The 22,694-nt window shown below is 74.6% G+C and carries 24 protein-coding genes; 22 read left to right on the top strand and 2 right to left on the bottom strand.

Going from position 1 to position 22,694, the window contains the following annotated elements:
• Positions 1–98: 98 nt before the first annotated feature.
• From ACFYNO_RS15130 to ACFYNO_RS15025, 22 genes are all read left to right on the top strand, one after another.
• Positions 99–425 carry a hypothetical protein gene (locus ACFYNO_RS15130; RefSeq protein WP_388011258.1) on the top strand — a complete coding sequence of 109 codons (327 nt, stop codon included), beginning with the start codon at positions 99–101 and terminating at the stop codon, positions 423–425.
• A gap of 92 nt (positions 426–517) precedes the next feature.
• Positions 518–865: a hypothetical protein gene (locus tag ACFYNO_RS15125; RefSeq protein WP_388011256.1), complete on the top strand. Its 348-nt coding sequence runs from the start codon at positions 518–520 to the stop codon at positions 863–865.
• Positions 866–921: 56 nt separating this feature from the next.
• Positions 922–1,947 carry an ATP-binding protein gene (locus tag ACFYNO_RS15120; protein ID WP_388011254.1) on the top strand — a complete coding sequence of 342 codons (1,026 nt, stop codon included), beginning with the start codon at positions 922–924 and terminating at the stop codon, positions 1,945–1,947.
• The gene (locus tag ACFYNO_RS15115; protein ID WP_388011252.1) at positions 1,944–2,327 is read left to right on the top strand and encodes a roadblock/LC7 domain-containing protein; all 384 of its coding nucleotides are present in this window, start codon (positions 1,944–1,946) and stop codon (positions 2,325–2,327) included. Before ACFYNO_RS15120 ends, ACFYNO_RS15115 begins: the two co-directional genes overlap by 4 nt.
• Positions 2,328–2,372: 45 nt before the next feature.
• The gene (locus tag ACFYNO_RS15110; protein ID WP_388011250.1) at positions 2,373–3,308 is read left to right on the top strand and encodes an SAM-dependent methyltransferase; all 936 of its coding nucleotides are present in this window, start codon (positions 2,373–2,375) and stop codon (positions 3,306–3,308) included.
• A 9-nt stretch (positions 3,309–3,317) separates the two neighbouring features.
• Positions 3,318–3,791, top strand: coding sequence for a hypothetical protein (locus tag ACFYNO_RS15105; RefSeq protein ID WP_388011248.1), 474 nt, complete (start codon positions 3,318–3,320; stop codon positions 3,789–3,791).
• 50 nt (positions 3,792–3,841) lie between these two features.
• Positions 3,842–4,024, top strand: a complete 183-nt coding sequence (locus ACFYNO_RS15100; RefSeq protein ID WP_388011246.1) for a DUF5999 family protein — start codon at positions 3,842–3,844, stop codon at positions 4,022–4,024.
• Entirely contained in the window at positions 4,021–4,548 is a 528-nt protein-coding gene (locus ACFYNO_RS15095) for a hypothetical protein (RefSeq protein ID WP_388011244.1), read from the top strand. Before ACFYNO_RS15100 ends, ACFYNO_RS15095 begins: the two co-directional genes overlap by 4 nt.
• Complete coding sequence (locus ACFYNO_RS15090; RefSeq protein WP_388011242.1) at positions 4,545–5,048, top strand: hypothetical protein; 504 nt, start codon at positions 4,545–4,547, stop codon at positions 5,046–5,048. The genes ACFYNO_RS15095 and ACFYNO_RS15090 overlap by 4 nt, the downstream gene beginning before the upstream one ends.
• Complete coding sequence (locus ACFYNO_RS15085) at positions 5,045–5,887, top strand: hypothetical protein (protein ID WP_388011240.1); 843 nt, start codon at positions 5,045–5,047, stop codon at positions 5,885–5,887. The genes ACFYNO_RS15090 and ACFYNO_RS15085 overlap by 4 nt, the downstream gene beginning before the upstream one ends.
• A complete protein-coding gene (locus ACFYNO_RS15080) occupies positions 5,887–6,603 on the top strand; it encodes a hypothetical protein (protein ID WP_388011238.1) in 717 nt (238 codons plus the stop codon). The genes ACFYNO_RS15085 and ACFYNO_RS15080 overlap by 1 nt, the downstream gene beginning before the upstream one ends.
• A 307-nt stretch (positions 6,604–6,910) precedes the next feature.
• Positions 6,911–7,432 carry a hypothetical protein gene (locus tag ACFYNO_RS15075; protein ID WP_388011236.1) on the top strand — a complete coding sequence of 174 codons (522 nt, stop codon included), beginning with the start codon at positions 6,911–6,913 and terminating at the stop codon, positions 7,430–7,432.
• The gene (locus ACFYNO_RS15070; protein WP_388011234.1) at positions 7,429–7,929 is read left to right on the top strand and encodes a hypothetical protein; all 501 of its coding nucleotides are present in this window, start codon (positions 7,429–7,431) and stop codon (positions 7,927–7,929) included. The genes ACFYNO_RS15075 and ACFYNO_RS15070 overlap by 4 nt, the downstream gene beginning before the upstream one ends.
• A complete protein-coding gene (locus tag ACFYNO_RS15065; protein WP_388011232.1) occupies positions 7,899–9,236 on the top strand; it encodes a hypothetical protein in 1,338 nt (445 codons plus the stop codon). The genes ACFYNO_RS15070 and ACFYNO_RS15065 overlap by 31 nt, the downstream gene beginning before the upstream one ends.
• 120 nt (positions 9,237–9,356) lie before the next feature.
• The gene (locus ACFYNO_RS15060; RefSeq protein ID WP_388011230.1) at positions 9,357–11,279 is read left to right on the top strand and encodes a glycoside hydrolase family 15 protein; all 1,923 of its coding nucleotides are present in this window, start codon (positions 9,357–9,359) and stop codon (positions 11,277–11,279) included.
• Positions 11,280–11,363: 84 nt separating this feature from the next.
• The gene (locus tag ACFYNO_RS15055; protein ID WP_388011228.1) at positions 11,364–11,633 is read left to right on the top strand and encodes a hypothetical protein; all 270 of its coding nucleotides are present in this window, start codon (positions 11,364–11,366) and stop codon (positions 11,631–11,633) included.
• Positions 11,630–12,169 carry a hypothetical protein gene (locus ACFYNO_RS15050; RefSeq protein WP_388011226.1) on the top strand — a complete coding sequence of 180 codons (540 nt, stop codon included), beginning with the start codon at positions 11,630–11,632 and terminating at the stop codon, positions 12,167–12,169. Before ACFYNO_RS15055 ends, ACFYNO_RS15050 begins: the two co-directional genes overlap by 4 nt.
• Positions 12,166–12,753, top strand: coding sequence for a hypothetical protein (locus ACFYNO_RS15045; protein WP_388011224.1), 588 nt, complete (start codon positions 12,166–12,168; stop codon positions 12,751–12,753). The genes ACFYNO_RS15050 and ACFYNO_RS15045 overlap by 4 nt, the downstream gene beginning before the upstream one ends.
• Complete coding sequence (locus tag ACFYNO_RS15040; protein ID WP_388011222.1) at positions 12,750–13,520, top strand: LuxR C-terminal-related transcriptional regulator; 771 nt, start codon at positions 12,750–12,752, stop codon at positions 13,518–13,520. The genes ACFYNO_RS15045 and ACFYNO_RS15040 overlap by 4 nt, the downstream gene beginning before the upstream one ends.
• The gene (locus ACFYNO_RS15035) at positions 13,517–18,085 is read left to right on the top strand and encodes a DEAD/DEAH box helicase (RefSeq protein WP_388011220.1); all 4,569 of its coding nucleotides are present in this window, start codon (positions 13,517–13,519) and stop codon (positions 18,083–18,085) included. The genes ACFYNO_RS15040 and ACFYNO_RS15035 overlap by 4 nt, the downstream gene beginning before the upstream one ends.
• On the top strand, positions 18,082–19,296 hold the full coding sequence (locus tag ACFYNO_RS15030; RefSeq protein ID WP_388011218.1) for a hypothetical protein: 1,215 nt from the start codon (positions 18,082–18,084) through the stop codon (positions 19,294–19,296). The genes ACFYNO_RS15035 and ACFYNO_RS15030 overlap by 4 nt, the downstream gene beginning before the upstream one ends.
• Positions 19,297–19,332: 36 nt before the next feature.
• Complete coding sequence (locus ACFYNO_RS15025; RefSeq protein WP_388011216.1) at positions 19,333–20,634, top strand: transcriptional regulator; 1,302 nt, start codon at positions 19,333–19,335, stop codon at positions 20,632–20,634.
• Positions 20,635–20,677: 43 nt separating this feature from the next.
• Here ACFYNO_RS15025 and ACFYNO_RS15020 read toward each other — a convergent pair whose 3' ends face one another.
• Positions 20,678–21,259 carry a nitroreductase gene (locus ACFYNO_RS15020; protein ID WP_388011214.1) on the bottom strand — a complete coding sequence of 194 codons (582 nt, stop codon included), beginning with the start codon at positions 21,257–21,259 and terminating at the stop codon, positions 20,678–20,680.
• On the bottom strand, positions 21,256–22,575 hold the full coding sequence (locus ACFYNO_RS15015) for a cation:proton antiporter (protein WP_388011212.1): 1,320 nt from the start codon (positions 22,573–22,575) through the stop codon (positions 21,256–21,258). Before ACFYNO_RS15015 ends, ACFYNO_RS15020 begins: the two co-directional genes overlap by 4 nt.
• Positions 22,576–22,694 lie beyond the last annotated feature (119 nt).

Genomic DNA, 22,694 nt, shown 5'->3' with positions numbered 1-22,694 from the left:
CGACTCGCTTCCCCCGGCCGCACACCGTCACCTCGCCCCCGTGCTCCCCCGCAGGGCTGTCCACGCTGGTCACCGGCATCAGCGGCGGAGTCGGCGCGGTGCGCACGACCACCACGGGGGAGATCCTCGCCCACACGCTCGGACTCGACCCCGCAACCACAACGGCCCTGGCACGGGTCGCGGTGGGCGGCTGGCGGTGGGCCCGGGAAGGCGGCCACCTCGGACGGACCTGGTACTGGGCACGCCGTACCCACGACACCCAAGCCATGGTCACCGCCCTCGACGACAGCTGCCTGCTCGTCGTCACGGCCGACGGCACCACGCCCTTCGACACGATGCGATCCGCGCTGAAGGCCGTCACGGCATCCCTGGCCCGCCCGTGCACGGCCGACCTCGTGCCCTTCGCCGCCGGGCAGGTCCGGTGACCGGCGCGGCCGAGCGGCGACGGCAGCCGCTCCGGGCCGGATCCCAGGCAGAACGAAGCGGCTACGGAAGCTACGGCCCCACCCCGCACTGGGTGCCCCGCGACCAGGTCGAATCCGTCGTGGTCGGCGACCACTTCGACGTCGTCCGGATGCCGCAGGCGATCGGACGCCGGGTGATCGCCGCGCTGGGGGACGAGTGCGGGATGGTCCTGACCAGTCGCTTGGCCGACTCCATGGACTTCCTGGTCGAGCCCGGGCTCCTGAACGCGGGCTGGCGCGACCGCGGCGCTCGGCTGATGCGGGCCGACGCCCGCCTGAGCGTGCCACCCGCGGTAGTGCGATCAGGCCGCGACGTGCACTGGGCGGTCCCGCCGGGGCGGCTGGTGGCCACGCCACCCCGCGCACTGCTCGCCGCGCTCGGAGCACCCGAGCCGACCTGACCGCACTTCACCAGCCGCTCCCCCACCGATACCGAGTACCCGCCTTGGAGGTGAACGTGAGTACCAGGTCAATCATCGGCCGCAACAAGCACCGCCGTACCGCGCCCCCGACGGACGCCGAGCTCGAAAGCCGTCGCCAACAGCTCGCCGAAACCGGCCGGACGGCGGTAGAGCAGTTCGTCCGCAGCAGCCTGCCCCGCATCCTGCGCACCGTCCGACCCGGCGGCCACCCCCTCCATCCAGATACCCCGGCGGAACTGCACCAGGCGGCCTGGCAGGTGTCGAACTGCGTCGGACAGCTCCAGAACGCGGCCCGCCAGGACCTGCTGGCCAGCATCGAGCCCCTCCTCGACGTCCTGGTCAGCCAGCGCCGCATGCTCGCCCAACAGCAGCAGTCGCTCTCCGACCCCAACCAGCTCGCGTCGATGATGCGCCTCGACCACGCCAACGCGATGGCCCACCACGGCGTGCTGCGCGCCCTCGTGCTGGCCGGCGGCCCCTGGCCCGACACCCGCCGGGGGCCCACCACCTTGGTCGCGGTCGCCCAGGGCGCCCAGTGCGCAATCGCGGGCTACCGACGTGTCCAGGTGGCCGGTGACTCCGCGGTCAAGGTGCGCGGCGATGTGGTGGAGCCGCTGATGACGGCCCTGGTTGAGCTGCTCGACAACGCCGTCCGTGCGGCCGGAGGCGAGGAGCCCGTACACCTGCACGTCGGGCGCGGTGCCGACGGCGGTGCTCTGGTCACCATCACCGACACCGGGCCGGGCATGGACGACCTCGCCCTGGCCCAGGCCATCGCGCTGGTCGAAGGCCGGCTTCACCCGGCAGCGGACTCGACCCCCGCACCCGGGACTCTCCGGCCGGCACCGTTCGGCCAGACCCGCCCCCGGATCGGGCTGCGGACCGTGGCCGCGGCTGCGGCCGTGATCGGGACCAACGTCCAGCTGCAGTCCGTCCCGGGCAGCGGTACGCGCGCCACGGTCCACCTGCCCGTCCACCTGCTCGCCGCCCCTGCTGACGCTACGCCAGCACTGCCGGCATCCGCCCCGACTCCCGACACCCTGGAAGACACGGTCCGATGAACCAGCCCCCCACCGACCTCTCCGCAACCCTGGACGCCCTGGCCGGGAAGGTCGCCGGCGTACGCCACGCCCTCCAGGTCAGCTCCGACGGCCTTCTCCTCGCTGCCACCGACGGCATGCCTCGCGACATCGCCGACACCCTCTCCGCCGCGGTCACCGGCATGGGTTCCATCAGCGCCAGCGTCGCCCGGGCCCTGAACGGATCCCCCACCCAGCACATCGCCGTCGACTACCACGACTCCCAGCTGCTGATCGTGACGGCGGGCGACGGGTCGCTGCTGGCCGTCCTCGCCACCGGCGAGGCGGACCTGGGAGTCATCGGCGAGCAACTCGCCGCGCTGGCCGCCCGCCTGGCCCCCGCCGCCGCACTGCCGGCCTGACATCCAGGCCCGATCCCCCGCCGCCCGTGACCGCCGGAGAACCCGATGCCCCGCACCGCCCACCGCCCTGCCGGGCCGCACCGCCCCGCGACCAGGCTCCACACCCCGCCGCGCGAGGTGGGCGGCGCCGGATTCCGCACCCCCTGGCCGGCCACCGCCCCGGAACTCGGCGAGGACCCCTGCCAGCGGCTGGACCTGCATCTCGCGCAGTCCGCCCGGGTGGAGGACTACCTGCTCCGCGGGCAGACGCACTTCCCCGCGGACCGGACGGCAGCGCAACAGGTCCTGGACGCCCACCCGCACGCGAGGAAGCTCGCCATGGCTCGCAAGCGGTTCCGCACGCTCGCCACCACCCGCCTCGCCCAGCTCGGCGCCGACCAGTTCATCGACCTCGGGTGCGGCCTCCCCCTGCCGCACTGGACCCTCCGCCTTCCCAAGTCGGCGCCCGACGAGATCCACCGCCTGGCCCCACCCGGGGCCACGGTGGTGCACGTCGACCGGGACCCGCTGGTGATGACGCACGCACGGGCCCTACTCGCCGCCCCGGCGGGCAGCCCGGTGCGCGTGCGGCACCACCAAGGCGACTTCACCGACCCGGCCACCGTCCTCCGCCGGACCGACGTGCCGATCCGCACGGACCGGCCGGTTGCGCTGCTCTTCTTCGACGTCCTCCACGAGATCGAGGCCGCCGCCGAAGTGCTTGCCGCCTACAAGGCCGCTGTCGCCCCGGGCAGTTGGCTGGTGGTCAGCCACCGCAGCGCCGACACCCCGGTCGGCCGCGCCGCAGCCGCCGGCCACCGGACGGCGGGGCTGCCCCACGTCGCGCGCAGCCGGGAGGAGGTCGCTGGCCTGGTCGAGGGCTGGGAGCCCCTCGGTCCCGGTGTCGTCCCCCTGCCCCACTGGTCACCGTCCCTGGGCCCGGACACGCCGTCGTCCCGGCGCCGGGACGACGCCTACGCCGTGATCGCCCGGAAGCCGTAGGAGGCCACGATGTACGGCTCTCGAGTTCCCGCCCAGGCGCAGGCGTCGTTCCCGTCCCGGCCGGTGTGGCTGCCGGCCCACACCGTCCGCCTCTACTGCGGGCGGACGTTCGACGCGCTGCGGTGCAACGAACCGGAAGCGGAGACGGTGCTGGCCGCGATCGGCCCCGCCTGCGGCCCAGTGATCACCTCGGCACTCGGCTACTCGGATCTTCTCCTCCCGCCGGGTGAGCACTTCCGCGAGGCGGTGCCGCGCGCGTCCGGGGTGCGGATGATGCCGCAGGGCACCCAGATCGACGTCCCGCCGCTGATCGCCACGCCCTCGGAAGGCCTGTACTGGAGGGTCCCGCCGGGCGTCGGAACCACCCGGCTCGCCGACGTCGCCGCGGCGCTGCGCCCGCCCGCGCCGCCGGGCGCCGGGCGGCGCGCGGGTCCGCCCCTCGCCGAGCGGCCGGCGGCGCCCACGTGGCGGCCGGTCCAGTGACCGCGCTCCGCCCCGCCTCCGTCCCCCCTGACCATCCGAAGGAGCCCGTGATGCCCGCCGAAGCACCCACGACCGGCACGACGTCCGACACCAAGGAGGACAAGCTCGCCTCCTTCTTCCCGCAGCAGGGATGGGGACGACTGGCCAGCGGCGCGCTGGTCTTCGAAGACGGCGGCCAACTGGACCCCGACGGCACGGTCGTGCCCCCTGTGTACGAGCGGGTGACCTGGTGAGAGCCGTCGCCCCCGTCGCCCCGGGCCGCTTCGCCCGTGTCCCGGCAACCGCGCCCCAGCTGACCTCCGAGCAGCTCGCCGTGCTCAAGGGCGGCCCGGCCGACCACGACCGGCTTGCCGCCTGGCTCGCCGGCTCCGTGGCGACCGCCGACCCGTGGGCGGACCCGGCCCAGCCCGCGGAGATCGACGGCACGGGCCGCTTCGAGGTGGTGCGCCTGCTCACCCCGGTCGCCGTCGCCGCCGTCGCCCGGCTGCTGCTGGCCGGTGACCCCGTCGGCCCGGTGCTGGCCACCACCCCGCGGCATTGCCTGGAACTGCTGTGCGAGCCGGGTACCGCCGACGGCCTCGCCCTGTACGGCGCCATCCACTCGGCGAGCTCCGTGCGGTGTCCGCGCCCCGGCCGCACCGCCCGGGGCCGGTACTGGCTGTCCGTGCCACCGACCGACACGCTCACCCGGCCCGCCGACCTGGTCCAGGCGATGCTCGCCGACGCCCCGCCAGTGCCTGGGGGTGGTGCGGGATGACCGCCACCACCGCGTTCCACCGCGACATCGCGAACCTTCCCGGCGCGGCGCGCGCCCACGCCGTTGCGGACGCGTCCGGGCTGCCGGTGGCACTCCTCGCGTCCGCCGACACCCCTTGGGTGAGCGCCGAAGCCACGGACGTCGCCGGCCCGGCGTTCACCGTCTGCCGGTACGGGGACGGCAGCCGCACCGAGGTTCATCGCCTCCCGGGCTCCGCACTCCGTTCCGAGAGGAGCCGGGCGCGCTTCGTCCAGGCGCTGCTCGCCGCCACCGTGCCCGACGGTGAGGACGTGGGCTACCTCAGTGCCTTCCTCCAGGGACAGCTCCAGGCGTCCTCGGTGCGCGCCGACGGGACGTGGCGCTGCTACGCGAACGCCGTAGAGGTGTGGCTGGTGCTGGCGGTCGTGCCCGACCGCGCGGGCGCGGGCACCGCACCGAACGTGGTCTTCGTGCATCCCGCCGCGCTGGCCACGGGCCGGGACCGGGGGGCCGCCGCGTGAGGCAGATCCGGACCTTCGCCGTTGTAGAAGACGGCACCGGCGACCGGCCGCTGGTCTTCGACCCGCTGACCGGGGCCGCCCACCGTGGCCCGCAGCCGCTTCCTCGCGGCCGGGTGGCCATGGACGACCAGCAGGTCACCGGCTGGCCGGAGGAGCGGCGCGCACCGTTGCTCGCCGTCAGCGCCCCCAGCAGGACGTTCACCGACGCGCACGTCGCGCTGCCCGCTCTAGGCCAGGCCAGCATCGTCGCGGTGAACCTGCTGGCCACCGGCCCGGACGAGACCCTGGTCCGCTCGGCCCGGCTGCTGCATCGCGCCGGCCTGCTGGTGACCGTGACGACCAACCGGCCCGGTCTGCCGCGACTGGCCGAGGACTTGGCCGGTGTCGTCCATGCACTGCGGGTGCGGCTTCACGCGCCCACCGAGTTCGAACACGACACGCTGGCCTTGCCGCACCAGGCGAGCTACCAGCAGTCGCTGAGCGGCATCCGGGCGGCGATCGACGCCGGGCTGCCCGTCCAGCTCCTTGTCGAGGCACCGCCGCCCACCGTCGGGGACGCCGGGCGGCTGCTGCTCGTCGATGCCGCCGTCCATCGGGCAGCCCAGCTAGGGGTCTGCGGCCTCACCCTGCTGCCGGGCCCCGGCAGTCTCGCCGGCCGCTCGACTGCGCGCGGCGCCGCCCGGGCCCTGGAGGTCAGGGCCCACCTGCTACACCGGCGTAGTAGCACTGGTCTTCGAGTTCCGGTCCGAATCGGCGTCGGTCGTGCGGAGAGGCCGGCTTCCCGAGTTGGCACCCTGGCCGAGCTCGGCACGGCCACCGCCGCCGCGGAGGTGGCCTGATGGGACGCGCACCGCTGTCACCGGCCGAGGCGCCCGTGCCTTATCTGACGGTCCGTCGCGGTGAAGTGCAGGACCGGCCCACCGTCGTCTACACCATGAACGGCCCCGCGTCGGTCGGGATCGGCTACGCCGACGAAGTCGAGGAGGATCGCGACGCCCGCGATGTCCTGTGGGAGCGGGTCAGCGAGTGCCCGGACGGCGCGCCGCGGTACCGCTACGCCCACCCGGAGCGCCAGGCCGCCGCGATGGACGACCTGCGCTGCCAGGTGTTCTTCACCGAGGCCGACTGGACCGAGCAGGGCGTCCTCTTTCTCCTGAGCGACGTCCGGGGCGAGGAGGAGACGCCCGCCGGCTGGCCGGAGGGCGCGGTGACGCTCCACCCGCCGCTGTCCCTCGAAGGGGCGGCCTGGTCGGTCCTGGCCTGCGGCCACCTGGCAGATGGCTGGGTCGCCGTGCGGGTCACCGACCCCGACCCGGAGTACGGCTACTGCGGCACCCTCTACCAGCCCTCCCCCGCCGGACCCGTCCCCGTACCTCGAGCCAAGGCCTCGACCATCCCCTACAACCACCCGCTGGTGGGCTGGCTGGTCGCCTCCGCCCAGGCGGCGGTCCTGCGCGGCTGCACGGTCGTCGACCTGGCCGCCGAGCTCGCGGCCGCCGGCCACGCCGAGCTCGCCGAACGAGTCGCCGCCGCCTACCCCGAGGTACCGGTCTGATGCCGGGCACCGCCGCCGACCGCGCGCCCCGGTGGAGCTGCGGCGCGCCGCAGCTCCACCGGGCCCGTCCGCCGTAACCGCGGGCGCGACCGCAATTCACCGCCCGCCACCTGCTCTTGCGTCTGGAGATCTCGCTGTGCCGCCCGTTCCCACCGCCACCCGACCGGCAGCACCCATCGGCATCGGTGCCCCGCGCGAGCGGGCCGCCCAGCCGAGAGGCCTAGCAGCTGCCCCACCGCCTGTCCTGCCGGGCGCGGACATCGCCACCGCCGGGCCCGGCGCACCGGAGCCCGCCGCCCCGGCAGAGGTGTCCGGCGAGCCGTGCCCGTGCGGCCACACCATCGTGGTTGCCGCGGCCGACGCGGCACTGCTACTGCCCCTGGCCTGCGGACTGACCACGGCAGCCATCGCCCGCCAGCTCGGCCTGAAGGAGAGCCAGGTCCGCGACGGAATCAAGAGGTTGCGCGCCGTCCTCGGGGCCCAGCGGATCCCGCAGTTGGTCGACCTGGCCATCCGGTGGCAGCTGATCGACCCGGACGTGGTCGCCCCGATCCGCTCGGGACGGCCCAGCCGCGACCTCAAGAGCGCCGAGCGCGGCGCCCTGGCGAACGCCGCCGCTGGATCGAGCGCGGAAGCCAGCGCCGAAGATCTGGGCATCTCCATCGGCCAGGTCCACAAGGTCCTGGCCGCGGCCCGGGACATCCTGCTGGCCCGCGCCACCGCACACGCCGTCGCCCTCGGCCACCGCCTGCACCTGCTGCCCACCACCCACCCGCACCTCGCTGCGCACGAGAGCGCCGACCTCACCGCCGAAGCCGGTGCCGCGTGAGCCCTGAGAGCCACAACGAGATCGGGGGCGGACACTTCGGCGCGACCGTGCAGGCCCGCTCGATCGAGAGCCTGACGATCAACCCCGCCGCCCTGGCCCCCCGACCTCCCGTGCAGCGCCAACTTCCCCGCCGCCCGCCGCACTTCCTGGACCGCCGTGACATCACCGCGCACCTGACCGACGAGCTGGTCCGCACCCCGACCGGATCCACACTCCCGGCCGCCGGGTCCACCGTGCTGGTTACCAGCCGCAGTGTGCTGCCCGGCCTCGTCGCCGTCGGCGCCGAGCACCACGAGCTGGGGCCGCTCCCAGCGGCCGAGGCGGTGGAGCTGCTGACACTCCTGGCCGGTACTCGGCACATCCCCGACCCGCAGGCCGTCCGGGCCACGGTCGAGGCGTGCCGGAACCGTCCGCTGCTGATCGCCCTGGCTGCGGCGCGCCTGCAGACCCGCCCTACGCCGCGGCGGTGCCCCACCCCTACGACACCATGGACGTGATCACCGTGCACCTGACCGAGTCCTACCAGGCGCTGCCTGAAGACGCCGCCGCCGCTTACCGGGCCGCCGGGACCGTGCCGTTCAGCAACATCACTGAGCCGATGCTCGCCGCCGTCCTCGCCACCAACCGGGCGGCGGCCCGGCGCAGCCTCGTCGCGCTGGAGCGGGCCGGGCTCATGGCGGCTACCGGTGATGCCTTCACCCTGGTCCCGGCCGGCGACGGCCAGCGTGCCGCCGCCGACTTGGCTCAACTCACTGACAGCCCAGAGCAGCTGACCGGACAGCGGCGCCGGGCGCTGGAGTGGTGGCTGGCCGCCCTCACCCGAGCCGAGCGGCACCTGGCCCCCCACCACCGCGACCTGGCGCGCACCTACCTCCACCCGGTCACCGCCGACCCGCACTTCGACTCCCGCGAGCAGGCATGGGCCTGGCTGGCTAGGCAGGAGGAGCAGATCCGCCCGGCGCTCGCCGCCGCCGCGGCGGCCGGCTGGGACGACCTGACCTGGCAGATGGTCCACGCGCTGTGGCCGCTTTGGCACCGACTCCGTCCCTACGAGCTGTGGCTGCCAGCGTGCGAACTTGTCGTCGGTGCTGCCCGCCGCACCGGTGACCCTCTGGTGCTGCGCGAGATGCTCAACCAGCACGCGGTGGCGCTGCGCGGCCTGCACCGCCCCGGCGACGCGATCCCCCTGATCGAGGAGGCCCTGGAGCTGGCCCGCCTGGACGCTGATCCGCGCGGCGAGAGCCAGCACCGGCACGAGATCGGCGCCACCCTCATCGAGATCGACCGGACGGCTCCCGGTGACCTCCCCACGCCCGAGCAGGCCGCCGCCGCACTGCCGCACCTGACCGAAGCCCGCCAACTGCGCGAGCAGATCGGCTACCGGCGCGGCGCGGCAGTGACCGACATCCTCCTCGGCCAGGTGCACGCCGCCCTCGGCGACCACGCTCAAGCGCTGGCGGACCTGGACCAGGCCCGCGAGACCCTGCTGGCCGTGGAAGACCTCCACGACGCCGCCCGGGCGCTCGCCTGGCGCGGCCGGATACAGCTCCTGAACGGCGAGACCGCCGACGGGGCCAGGACCTTGCACCACGCGCAGTCGGAGTTCGCCGCCGAGGGCTCGCGCGCCTGGGAGGCGCTGACCCTGGAGTGGCGCGCGGACGCGGCCGCAGCAGCCGGCCACCCGGACAAGGTCGGCGAGCTGCTGCGCGCGGCGCTCGCCCTCTACAGCGGAAACCCCCGCGACGCCCGGCGTCTCCAGACGCGCCTGGCGCAGGCCGAAGCCGGCGGACCGCCCGGCCCGTGACCCGATCGGCAGCCGCCCCCCTTCCGGCTGCTCACCCCTCCGGCGGCCCCGGCCGCCGACTTCCTCAACCGGCCCCGAGCCGTTCCCACCCACCCACACCGAAACGGAACAGCCACCACCGTGCAGACCACCACCTTCGCCCCGCCCGCCGCCGCCCCGAGCACTCCGCTGGAGGAACTCGTCCCCCTGGGCGACAACCAGGCCGCGGTCCTGCTGAGCACCAGCGGCGTCGTCGAGTACGGCGCGGACCGGATCGGCGGGAGCCTGCACTTCGCCCGGCTGCTCGGCGACCACCAGCACGGGCAGTGGAGCCTCGCGCCGACCGGTGCGGGCCGAGCCGACCGCAGCGGCTGGGACGGCGACAACCTGATCCTCACCCAGGAGTGGGACACCCCCAGCGGCACGGTCCGCATCATCACCTTCATGCCGCCGCAGCCGCACGGCGGCGCACCCAGCCGCCTCCACCAGATCGTCGAAGGCGTCACCGGCACCGTCGAGATGCACTCCGCCTTCCAGCCCCGCTTCGAGGACGGCCGACTGCCCGGCCACACCGAAATCCTGGAACGCGCCGACGGCCGGCACACCCTGCGGCTGTCCGCCGGTCCCGTCACCCTCCTCCTGGATGGCCCGGTCCACGGCCTCGACTCCTTCGGCCGGTGGACGGTCCGGTTCACCGCCGCCGAGGGCACCCGGACGGCACTGACGCTGACCATCGGCGACCCCGACCCCGACAGCCGTCCGCACGCCGACACCGACCTGTACGCCACCCGCCGTGACTGGGAGGAGTGGACCGCCGAACTCGCCTACCGCGGCCCCTACGAGGAGCCGGTACGGCGCAGCGCCATCCTGCTGCGGTCCCTGACGATCCGTCTCACCGGAGCCGTCTCGGCGGCGCTCACGCGCGGCGTGCCCGAGGCGCTCGGCGGCACGAGGAACTGGGACTACGAGGCCAGTTGGTTGCGGGACTCGGCGCTGACGATCCTCGCCCTGGTCCGGCTGGGCGCATTGAAGGAGGCGGCGCGGTGGCGGAACTGGCTGCTGCGCGCCATCGCCGGGGACGTGCAGAACCTGGCGATCATGTACCGGCTGGACGGAACCCGGACCCTGACGGAGCGTGAGCTGCACTGGCTGCCCGGCTACGAGGGCTCCCGCCCGGTGCGGGCCGGCAACGCGGCCGCCGACCAGGTGCAGAACGACGTCTACGGCGAGGTCATCGAGGCGCTGGTAGCGGCCGAGCGCGCGGGCCTGCCCGCCGACCCCCGCGTGGACGTCCTCATGGTCGCGCTCGGCACGGAGATCGTGCGGATCTGGCGGCGGCCCGACGAGGGGATCTGGGAGGTCCGCGGCCCGAAGCGGCGCTTCGTCCATTCGGCCCTGCTGTGCTGGCAGGGCCTGGACCTGCTGGTCGACTGGGCCCAGGCCCGCACGGCCACCGGGACCGGGCCGACTGACCCGGCGACCGTCGCCCGGTGGGCGGCCGAGCGGGACACGATCAAGGACGACATCCTCCAGCACGCCTACAACCCCCGGGCGAGGGCCTTCACCCAGTACTACGGCGGCAGCGACCTGGACGCCGCCGTGCTGCTCATGGCCCCCAGCGGATTCCTGCCCCCGGACGACAAGCGGCTGATCACCACGATCGACGCCATCCAGCGCGAGCTCACCGACGCCGCCGGGCTCGTGCGCCGCTACCTGCCCGACCCGACCGGCCGCGTCGACGGGCTCACCGACGACGAGGGCAGTTTCCTCGCCTGCAGCTTCCACCTCGTCGAAGCTCTGGCCTACATCGGCCGCACCGCCGAGGCCCACGCCCTGTTCGACCGGCTCCTGACGCTGCGCACCCCGCACGGCGTGCTCAGCGAGATGTGGGACGCCGCGAAGCGGCGCCTGGTCGGCAACCTGCCCCAGGGGTTCCCGCTCTGGGCGCTGATCTCGGCAGCCCTGCGACTCGCCCGCACCCCCGGCGCGGGCGAGCGGACCGTGCTGCCCAGCCAGCAGACGCCGGCCACCGTCCCGGACGCCGCCGTCGCGGTCGCCGTGTGACCGCCACGGCGGCCGGGACGCGGCCCTCGGCGGCACCCGGCCACCATCAGCACCTGTCACTTCGTGAGCGGCAAGGAACCCCCATTGATCTCCCTCCAGACGACTGCCGAGCCACCCGCAGCCCCGAGCCGGGGACCGTCCGCCCGGCGCAGGCTGGTTCAGGCAGCGGTCGACCTCGTCACCGCCCTCACCTGGGCCAGCGCCCCCGGCGAGAGCCCGTTCGACCCGGTGACCCTGCTGTGCGTCCACACCGCGGCGGCGGGCACCGTCCTCCTCCCGCCGGGCGCCGTCGAGCGGATACTGATCACGCGCGCCGCGCCTTACGGCGGTGCCGCCGGTTGGACCCGGGAATGACGGGCGAGAGCATCACGGCCGCAATGCCGCGCGTGCCGCTGCTCGACCCCGCCGAGCTGGCGCTGCTGCGGTACGCGCTGTTGCCCGGTGGCCGCTTGGCCCGCCAGGCCGCCACCGGGCTGAGCGCCGGTGAGGTCGCGGACGCGGATGACCGGGCGTGCTGCCTGGTCGGCGCGGCGACCCTGGTGCAAGCCGGTGCGCTGGTCGCCGCTCACCGGTTGCTGACCGCCGACCAAATCGGGATCGGCCCGATCCCGCCCCGGCGCCCTTCGGTGCGGCGCACCGAGGCACTCCGGCTCGCCGTCGGCGGGCGCACCGCCGAACAGACCGCGGTCGCCATGGACGTCAAGGAGCACACCGTCACCGCGTACTGGCGGGCCCGGGAACTCGGCACCCGAAGCCACGGACAGGCCGGCTACGCCGCCATCGCGACCGGCCTGCTGCCCCTGAACAGCATCCGTCCCACCTTCCCGGCCCTCACCCTCGCCGCTTACCTCGCCGGAGAGGTCCAGACAGCACCGCAGGAGAGCGCGTGACTGCTCACCCGACTGTGTCCGCCGGCCCGCTGTGGCCGGTGCGGGCGGAACTCCTGCTCAGCGATCCGGACGGCCGTGTACTGCTCGTCGGCGCCGGTCCGAACGTCGGGCTGCCCGGTGGCCCGGTCCAGCCCGGCCAAGACCCGGCCACCACCGCCGCCGTCCACGGCACCGCGGTCACCGGTCTGGTCCGACTGGAGGCGGGCCGGCTCCTGGCCCTGTGCTGGTCCCCCGATCCGGCCGGGCCGATCGCATCCCCGGTGGACGCCGAGCAGGTCTGCGTCTACGACCACCCTCCGCTGACCGCCCGGCAGGTCGCCGCCCTCACCGCAGACCGCGGCCTGCACGGCGGGCCGCTCCTGGTCGCCCCGGACGAACTCGTCATCGCTGCGCCGGGAGCGGCACGGCGCATCCTCGCCGCCCTCGACGCCCGCACCCGCGCGGTCACCACCGAGCTCATCCACGGCCGGCCGCGCGCGGTCCTCCCCGGCACCGGATCGGCGCACGCGCCCGGCCCGGGGCGCGGCGAGAGCACCGACGCCGCGGTCGGCGGCCGGAACGCGACCCAGGGGGTACGGCAGTGAGCTCCACCGACCTCGCACCCCAGCGCCCCGGGGCTGCCCCCGCCCGGGCGCCGGGGGCAGCGGGGCTGACCGTGAACGCGACCAACCCCCTTCGAGTGGCGGTCCTCGGCTCCCCGGCCCTGCACATCACGGCGCTCGCCTCCGCACTCACCCGCCGCGGGCACCAGGCCACCACCTACCCCGGGCCCGGCCTGATCGTCCCGGCGCCGGGACGGCCGCTCACCGCAGTGCTCTTCAGCCTGGACGCGGCCGACGGCACGGCGGCCGCGGAGGTGCGGCAGCTGCACACTGTCCTGCCGACCGTCCCGGTGATCGTCATCGGGAGGCCCGACCCCGCCGGGGTGCTGGCGCTCCTGAGCGCCGGCGCCGCCGGGTTCGTGCCCGCCACCACCGGCCTGGAGGAGGTCGAACACGCTTGCCGGCTCGCCCGGACCGGACGCGCCGTCATCGCGGCCGGCCTCCTCCACGACGCGCTCGCCTCCCGCGACCACGCCGCCTCGCCCCACGACCAGGAGCGGCAACGGCTGCTGGACGCGCTCACCACCCGCGAACTCGAGGTCCTGGGTCTGATCTGCGACGGCCTCGACACCGGCGAGATCAGTGCCCGGCTCGGGATCACGGTCAGCACCGCCCGCACCCACATCCAGCGGCTCCTCGCCAAACTCGGCGCCCCGACCCGCCTGAGCGCGGCCGCCGTCGCCGACCGGTACAGCCTGCTGGCCGATCGTCCAGCCGCACCACCGCTGCAAGGAGCACGAACATCATGACCGGAGGAACGGTCAGCCCGGCCGAGCTTGCGAAGTACCTCCGGCTCAAGAAGAAGACGAAGAAGGAACCGGCGCCCCTGACGGACCCGGAAGCGGACCTCAGCGCCCTCCCCGACCGCGCGTTCGGTCAGCTGCTGCGGACGGTCTGCGCCGACGGCGTGGTCCCGGAGCCGTTCAAGGACGAGCTGGTGGTGCGGGTGAGCGCCGGCAGGGTCCGCGCGCCGTACCTGCGTGCCCTGCTGCTCGGCGACAAGGCGCCCGGCCTCCTGCCGCTGGCCGTCGCGGCGTGGGAGGCGATGGCAGCGACGCCGCGCAAGGCGGTCACCGTGCTGACCGCCCACAACCAGGCCGCCGACAGCTCCGCCCGGCTGATGGTCCGCCAGGTCCCGGCGCCGGGGAACGGAGTGGCCGTCCAGGCCGGTCGGCGCTCGGACGGCGGTTTCGCCCACGGTGCCGCCGCCTTCTCCTACAGCCTGGAGGCAGCGCAGGACCTGGCGTTCCTGAGCCTGCTCGGACATCTCAGCGGAGCCCACCCTGTAGCCCAGGACACACCGGACGGGGAGAGCTGGTCGCTGCACGGCGCCAGACCGGTGCCGGAACCGCAGACCGCTGGTCCGGGCGCGTTCCACAACGAGCTGCTGCGGCTGTGCGCGCTGGAGACGGTGGCGCCGGCGGTCCTGGCCGAGATCTCCGCCCGGACCCGTGCGGGAGCCCTGACCGCGCGCGACCTCCACCAGATCCTGTTCCGGGCCGCCGGGCCGCAGTGGGAGCCGGTACGCCGAACCGCGCTGGAGGCCGCAGCGGCCCCCGGCAAGGCCCAGGCGGTGCTGAAGGTCCACGCCAAGGAGGCAGGGGTCCGCAGGCCGGTCTACCACCAGGAGCCGGCCGCGGACCCCGCCGACCGCGGGAAGCGCCTTGCCGTCCGAGCCGTCTACAAGGTCGGCGAGCACGCGCACGAGGTGACCGGCGGCGCCTACCGCTCGCCGACGGTGGCCCTCTCCGTCGCCGCACTGCACCTGCTGGCCAACCTCGCCGGCCTTCCAGTGCCCGACCTCGACGGGCCAGCCGCCGCAGGCCCTCAACCTGGCCCTTCGGCCGGAGGCAAGAACAGCGTCGCCACGCTGCGCGAGATGGAACAGGCGATGCTCTTGACCGGTCTGCGGATCGAGGACGACGACGCGCTGACCGGTACCTCCCTGATGTTCAGCTGCCGCATCTCGTGCAGTGCCGGAGGCGAAGACCTCGAGTGCCGTGGGAGCGGAGCGAGCACGGGAAGCGCCCAGGAAAAGGCGGCTGACGCGATGTTGCGGCGCGTCCTCGACCTGCCGTCCCTCCAGCCCCGGCAACGCCAGCGCAGGCCGGTGAGGATGGTGGCCCCACCCGAGCGCACCGACGGCCTGGACCCGCTGCGGGTGGTGAAGGTGCTGAGCGACCAGCGGACGATCACCGACCTCAAGGAGGACATCGGCGTTCCGACCGGCCCCCAATTCCCCTGCACCATGTCCTGCCGCGTCCAGGACTCCTTCTACACGGCCACCGCTCGCGCCGTCGGCAAGCAGGCTGCCCGGCGCGAGGCGGCGCGTGCCCTAGTCCGGCGACTCAGTACCGTACCCGCACCCACCACCGCCACCGCATCTGGCACGCCACCCGCCCCCGAACCCGCGTTGGTCCCGGCGCAGCGCCGCCCGCCGGCTGCGAGCACCGCCGAAGCAGTGGCGGCCGAGCTGGCGGTGCGCGACGTCCTGCTGGACGGTGCGGCGCTGGTCGCCGAGCTGGTAGACGGCGGCGTGGCGATGGCCCTCTACCGAGTGGACTGTGCTCCGCTCCCGGGCGCCTGCCCCGCGCCGCTCCTGCCGAGCGACCTCGAGCTGGTCCTCCCGCACATGGGCGTGGGCGTGCGGGCGGTCAGCGTTCCCGTCTGGCGGGTGCCGATGCGGCTGCTGACCGGTGTCCTGGCCCAGCTGCCGGACCACGGTTTGCATCCGTCGGCGCGGCTGTGGGCGAGGGCGACGCGGCTCGCGTTGGCCGCGATCGCGGCCGGACTGCTCTATCCGACCCTGGACGCCGGCGACCGAGACGTGTGGCGCCTTGGCCCGCTCCCGGCGGCGGTGGCCGCCGAGGCCGCAGGGCTGGCCGACGCCATGCCACCCCACGGCCACTGCGTGCCAGTTGCCCGTACGCCCTACCGGCTGTGGGCGCCGCGCACGGTGCTGCGCCAGTACCTGGACGCTGTCGCTGATGCGGTGGTCCGCGGGCCAGGCGCCGCCGCTGTTCTGGGGACCGGGCCGTGGAGCGGCCCGGTGCCGCGCCCGCAGCAGCGCCAACTCCGTTCCTGGTGCGACCAGGTGGAGCGCAGCATCGGACACCGGCTGCCGGCGCTGGTCCTGACGATCAAGCAGCCGTCCGAGGGCAGCCCCCTGGACACCGACCTCTTGTGGGCCCACCTGGGCTTGCGCACCGCTACCACGCGCGGCGGACGCACCCACCTCGTCCCCGCCGCGGAGTACCTGCCGGCTGCGGGCTGCGACCCCGTCCGGCTGGAGCGGGTCCGAAGCGCGCTGCGGGCGGCAGAGCCCGCCTGGCCTCCGCTGGGCCGGCTGCTGGAGCAGGAGCGGCCCGGCCGGTTCACCGTCCGCCCCGCCGAAGCGGCTTTGCTCTTGGGCGAGATGGGCCAGCGCCTCACCCGCGCCGGCGTCGAGGTCGCCTGGCCCGAGCACTGGGCGATGGGGCTGCAGCTGCGCACCGTCGTCGGCTCCCGCCCCGTTCCCGACGACTCCGACGCCCCGCACCGGTTCGGCCTCGCCAACCTACTGGACTTCCGCTGGCAAATCGCCCTCGACGGCGACCACCTCACCGAGGCGGAGATGGACGCCCTCGCCGCCTCGGCCCGGCCACTGCAACAGGTACGGCGGCGCTGGGTCCTCCTCGACGAGCCCACCGCCCACCGCGCCGGCCACCGCGACATCGGCACCCTCGACGCCCCTCGGGCCCTGGACGCCGCACTGACCGGCACCGCAGCCGTCGACGGAGTGGACCACCCCTGCGACCCGGCCGGACCGCTCGCCGACCTGGTCGAGGCACTGCGCCCCGGCGCCCGCGAGCCGGTGCCCGCACCCGCCGCGCTGACCACCACGCTGCGCGACTACCAGGAACGCGGCATGAGCTGGCTCGCCCACACCCTGAACCTCGGCTTCGGCGCCGTCCTGGCCGACGACATGGGCCTGGGCAAGACCGTCCAAACCGTCGCGCTGCGGCTTCACCGCCGGGAACGCGCTGCCCGGCCCCACCCGGACCTGATCGTCTGCCCCGCGAGCATGATCACCGTCTGGCAGCGCGAGATTGCCCGCTTCGCCCCCGGCACCCCGACCCACACCTACCACGGCCCCGAGCGCACCCTCGACGGCGTCACCGCGGACACGGTCGTCATCACCACCTACGGCACCGCGCTGCGCGACATCGAGACCCTGGCCGGCTTCCCCGTCGACCTGCTCGTCGTCGACGAGGGGCAGTACGTCAAGAACCACCTCAGCCGGACCGCCCGCGCCCTGCGCCGCATCCCCAGCACCCGGCGCATCGTGCTGACCGGCACCCCGATGGAGAACCGCCTCCAGGACCTGTGGGCCGTCTCCGACCTCGCCAACCCCGGACTCTTCGGGACGGTGCGCGCCTTCGGCGAGCGCTTCGCCCGGCCGATCGAGGCGGACCCCGGCGGTGAGGCGACCCGCCGCCTGTCCCGGCTGATGAGCCCGTTCCTGCTGCGCCGGCGCAAGAGCGACGCCCACATCCTCCAGGAACTCCCCCCGAAGATCATCTCCCACCGGTACATCCCGCTGACGCCCGAACAGGTCGTCCTGTATGAGCGGGTCGCCCGGGAGGCGATGGAGCGGATCCGCGGCACTGAGTCGCTGCACCGGCGGGCCCTGGTCCTGACGCTTCTGTCCGAGCTGCGGAAGGTGTGCAACTCACCCGCCCACTACCTGGGTGAGAAGCCGCAGGACGCGGGCACCTACGACGTGCCAGCGGCGCGGCGCCGCGCGGGCAAGCTGGCCGCGCTCGACGAACTCGTCGAGCAGATTGCCGGCGCTGGCGGAAGCGCGCTGGTGTTCACCAACTACGCCACGATGGGGCGCCTGCTGGTCTCCCATCTCAGCGCGCAGGGCATCCAACCCCTGTTCCTGCACGGCGGCATCCCGCCCGGCTCCAGGCGGCAGTACCTCGTCGACGCGTTCCAGGGCGGGCGCAGCCCGGTCCTGATCAGCACGATGAAGGCCGGCGGCAGCGGGCTGACCCTCACCCGCGCCGGTGACGTGATCCACTACGACCGCCCCTGGAACCCGGCCGTCGAGGACCAGGCCACCGACCGTGCCCACCGCTTCGGCCAGGAACGCACGGTTCACGTCCACCGGCTGGCGACCGAGCTCACGGTCGAGGACCGCGTGGACGCCCTGCTCCACCACAAGCGGGCCCTGGCCGACGCCGCCGTACCCCATGCCGCGGAGACCGCGCTCGGAGAGCTCTCGGACTCCGCGCTCGCCGACTTCATCACCCTCGGAGCGCGCCCATGACCCCGCACGGCCCGTGGGCCCAGACCTGGCAGCTCGCCGCCCAGCAGGCCGCCGCCCACCAGCACACCTTCCTCCAGGGAAGCGCGATCCACCTCGCGGGCGGAGTCGGAGACCTGAACCTGGCTCCCGGGAGAGCCACCGGAATCGTCACCGCCCACCAGGACGAGCCGGCCCGCGCCCAACTGGACCTCGTGCCGTTCACCGCCGACGAACGGGCCACGCTCGGCACCGCCCTCGCAGCCGGCCCGCACCGGGAACTGCTGCTCGCCGGGCACCTCCCGGCAGCGCTCACCGACTCCGAACACACCGGCGGCGTCGCCATCACCCCCGACCCCGCGCACCTCGCGTTCGACTGCTCCTGTGGCCAGGCACCCTGCCGGCACACCGCGGCCCTCGCCCACGCCGTCACCGACCGCCTCACCGCCGACCCCGCCCTCCTCCTTCTCCTACGCGGGCTTCACGGGCACCGCCTCACCCAGCTCCTCCACGACCACGCTCCCGGCGCCCGTCCCAAGCACCAACGCCAGTACGCCGCGTTCGTCCCCGCCCACCAGGCGTTCCAGGCCCGACCGGCCACGCTGCCCAGCGCCCCCGCGGCATCCGGCCCCCTCCCTGAGCCAGGCACCGTCACATTCGCCGACGCGCCGCTGCCCGCACCGCCCGAACCTGCCCCCGAGCTTGCCCAGCTGCGCCATCTCGCTGCCCTCGCGGCCGACGAGGCCCGGCACCTCCTGGCGAGCCGAGGAACGCTGGACAGCGACCCGGTCAGCGACGCGGTCCGCATCGCCGCCGCCCTGCCACCCGCCGGGAAGGTTCCCGACCTCGCGCACCGCCTCGGCCTGGAACCCGGCGAACTGCGCCTGCTGCTGGCCGCCCACGAGGTGGCCGGTGCGGCCGGAGTGCGGGCCGCTCGGACCGACTTCCCCGCCGACCCGGCCCTGCTGGAGCGAGCACTGCAGGCCATCGCCCCGCTCCGGCCCGCCAACCGGTCACCCCTGTCGGCCGAAGGTAGCCGGATCACCGACTTGCTCGTCAGTGTCCAGGTCCGCGTCGATCCCGACGGGAGCTGGTACCCGTTCACGGCGGACGACGGCGCCTGGAGGCTCGCCGGGCCGGCGGCCCAGGATGCCGCGGGCGCGTACCGCAGCGCTCTCGCGTCGCGCCGGGCCCGACCGAAGGTCCTCGTCCAGGATCGAGACCGGCATGCGTGAGCTGACGGTCGCCCAACCTCCGGCGGGTCGGTGCCGGTGAGCACCACCACGCAGCGGAACCGGGAGCTCGAGCGGATCGTGCTGGAAGAGCTCAAGTGGTCGATGTCCGGGTTCGCCAAGCGGATCCGCGAGCGCTGCGCCGCCATCGGACATCCCCGGTCCGTCAGCACGAGCACCGTGTCGCGATGGTGTGCGGGGGCGCGGCCGGGGCCGGAACTGGCGGCCGCGGCGTGCTACGTCCTCGCCCAGGCGTGCAAGCGCCAGGTGACGCCCGAGAGTCTGGGGTGGCCGTCCGAGGACATGAGGGTCGCCGAGCAGGCGCTCCAGTACGGCGACCTGACTCACGCGGTGCGGATGCTGCGACGGCTTTGGCAGATGGACGCCGTTCCCAGGAGTGCATCGGTGCGAGAGATGCCGTTCGCCGCGACGCCCTCCGCGATGGAGGCGCTGGTCATGCTGCCCGACACGGAGATCGCCGGGTACGGACAGCGGCGGGTGAGCGTGGCGGACATCGAGCTGCTGGACGCGCACACCGACTTGTACGGCAGGACGGACGCCCGTCACGGAGGCGGGCAGTTCCGCTCCGTGTTCGCCGGCTTCCTCGCAGCCCACGCCGTTCCGCTACTCGAAGGCGGGTTCAACTCCGGGCGCGGCCGGCTGCTGTACGGCAGCGTTGCGGATGCGGTCCTCGCGCTGGCGAGCATGGCCTACGACGACCAACTTCCCGGTCTGGCGCAGCGCTACGACTTACAGGCGATGCGGCTGGCGCAGGCGATCGGGGATCGTGGCCGACTGGCGCGCGGTTGCATTCACCAGGCGCGGCTGGCGGCGGTGCGGGGCGATGGCCGGGAGGTACTGACCCACGCCCGCAGCGCGGTGGTCGCGGCTACCGGATCGCCCGCGCTGGTACGGGCCTACGTCGCGGTGACCGAGGCGAGGGCCTGGGCCTACAACGGTGACGGCGCGCAGTGCCGGGCGGCGGTGGAGCGGGCACGTGCCGCGTTCGACCGGGCCGGGCGCGGATCGGACCCGCGGTGGCTGGCGTGGCTGGACCGCCCGGAGCTGGAGGGGCAGGCCGCGTGGGCGCTGGCGATGGCCGGGCTGGCCGGGGAAGGCGCGCAGGCTCTGAAGGTGGCGATGGGCCTGCCGCCGGAGCGTACGCGCGACAGCGTGGAATTGCTGATCACCGGTGCAGAGCTGGCCCGGCTGCGCGGCGACCGGGCAGAGAGGGAGGAACTGCTGGCGAAGGCGAAGACGACGGCGCAGCACCTCAAGAGCCGGCGGCTGGCGAGGCGCCTGGCCGACGCCGCCGCGGGCGGCCCCCTCCACGACTTCTGACCCCACGCCGGCCATGTCGGGCAGCCCGGGACCACGAGGCCGGTCAGACCGTGGTGCCGCCGAGCCAGGTGAGCTTGGCGCGGACGTCGACCGTCGCGCGAGGCCGGGGCGGCTCCCCGGGGACGGGGGTGCCGACGTACAGATAGCCGAGCAGTTGCTCGTCGTCGCCGATGCCGAGGTGCTTGCGAACCTGGGGCGCGTCCGGGTACGGGCCGCCGAACCAGACGCCGCCCCAGCCGCGCGCGTCCAGGAGAAGCAGCAGGGTGGTGGCCATCGCGGACGTCGCGGCCAGTTGCTCCCAGCGCGGGATGGTCGGGTGGTCGCGGGGCTGGAAGACGAGGCCGAGCATCAGCGGCGCGCGCAGGTGCTTGGCCGCGACCCGCTCGGCCAGGTCGGTGGTGGGCGCGGCCTCGGCGGCGGCTTCACCGAGCCGGGCACGGGCGTCACCGCAGATCGCGATCACGCGCCAGGGGCGCAGCTGGCCGTGGTCGGGCGCGGTGGCCGCGGTCGCCAGCAGGTCGAGGAGTTCGTCCGGGCCCGGGGCGGGCTCGGTGAGGCGGATGGTGCTGCGCCGGGTGCGGATCGCCGTCTCGGCGGCGGCCGCGGCGGGCGGTGCGGCGGTCACCGGGTTGCTCCGGGGGTGCCGGGCAGGGAGGTGACCGGCTCGGCGGCGGGGGCCGGAGGGGTGAGGTCCGGGGCGCCCCGGGTGAGCCGGTCCAGTAGGGGCGCGGTGGCGGCGGTGGTCACGACGGCCATGAGGACCATGATCGTGAACAGGTTCGGGGAGATGACGCCGAGTTGGAGGCCGATGCCGAGGACGACGATCTCGGTGATCCCGCGGCAGTTCATCAGGGTGCCCATCAGCGCCGACCACCGCCAGTCGCAGCCGGCGAGCCGGGCCGCCCCGGCGGCGCCGACCCACTTGCCCGTCACGGCGACGGCCAGAACGAGCGCGGCCCAGCCCCACTGGCCGGCCGGGAGGTGGGCGAGGTCGGTGTGCAGACCGGTGTCGACGAAGAACAGCGGGAGCAACACCGGGACGAAGACCGCCTGGAGGCGGGCCGCGCTGCGCTCGACGGCTGGCAGTCCGCGCGGCACCGTCGCGCCGAACAGGAATGCCCCGAAGGCGGGGTGGACGCCGATCCGGTCGGTGGCGCACGCGGCCAGGAGCAGCCCGGCGACCAGCAGCACCGTCACCAGGTCCTCCGAGGTGCGGGCGGCGCGCTCCAGCGCCCGCTTGACTAGGGGGCGTGCCGCGGCCAGTGCGGCGGTGAAGGCGGCGGTCAGGGTGAGGGCGGTGAGCGCGTCCAGCGGGGAGCCGGCGGTGGCCAGGGCGGTGACGGCGATGAGCAGGCACCAGGCGAGGGCGTCGTCGGTGGCGGCGCACGCGAGCGCGAAGGCGCCCAGGCGCGTGGTGGCCAGGCCCCGGTCGGTGAGGATCCGGGCGAGGACGGGGAACGCGGTGATGGACAGCGCGGTGGCAACGAACAGGACGAACGGCAGCCGCTGCACGCCGGGCGGTGCGAGGGCCGGGTACATCACGACCGCGAGTCCGGTGCCGAGGCCGAGGGGCAGCAGGATGCTGCCGGCGGCGACGGAGGCCACGGCGCGGCGGGTGGTCCGCAGGGAGTGGAAGTCGAGTTCGAGGCCGACGAGTAAGAGGAACGCGAGCAGGGCGACGTTGCCGAGCACCGAGGTGTAGGGCAGGACGGCGGGTGGCAGCAGGGTGTACTGGACGCTGGGGGCGAGCCAGCCGAGCAGGGAGGGGCCGAGGAGGATGCCAACGGCCATCTCGCCGATGACGGGTGGCTGCCCGAGGCGGCGGGCGGCCCAGCCGCCGGCCTGGCAGGCCAGCACCACGGCCGGGACGGCGACGAGGACGAGCGAGAGCGGACTGGACATCAGCGGTCTCCGGGCGAAGGTCGGCGTGGGCGCGGGCATGCGCGAGAGGCTCGGCGGCCCGCTTGTTCGGAGGCGCCGGGCCGCGGCGAGGGGATCGGGAACGGGGCGACCCGGTGCTCGACGGCGGTGGCACCGATGCCGACGGCCCAGCAGCAGTG

It is taken from the genome of Kitasatospora sp. NPDC006697, assembly GCF_042869935.1.
Taxonomy (GTDB): Bacteria; Actinomycetota; Actinomycetes; order Streptomycetales; family Streptomycetaceae; genus Kitasatospora.
The sequence above is the reverse complement of the archived record's forward strand: the minus strand, read 5'-3'. Positions and strand labels throughout refer to the sequence as shown.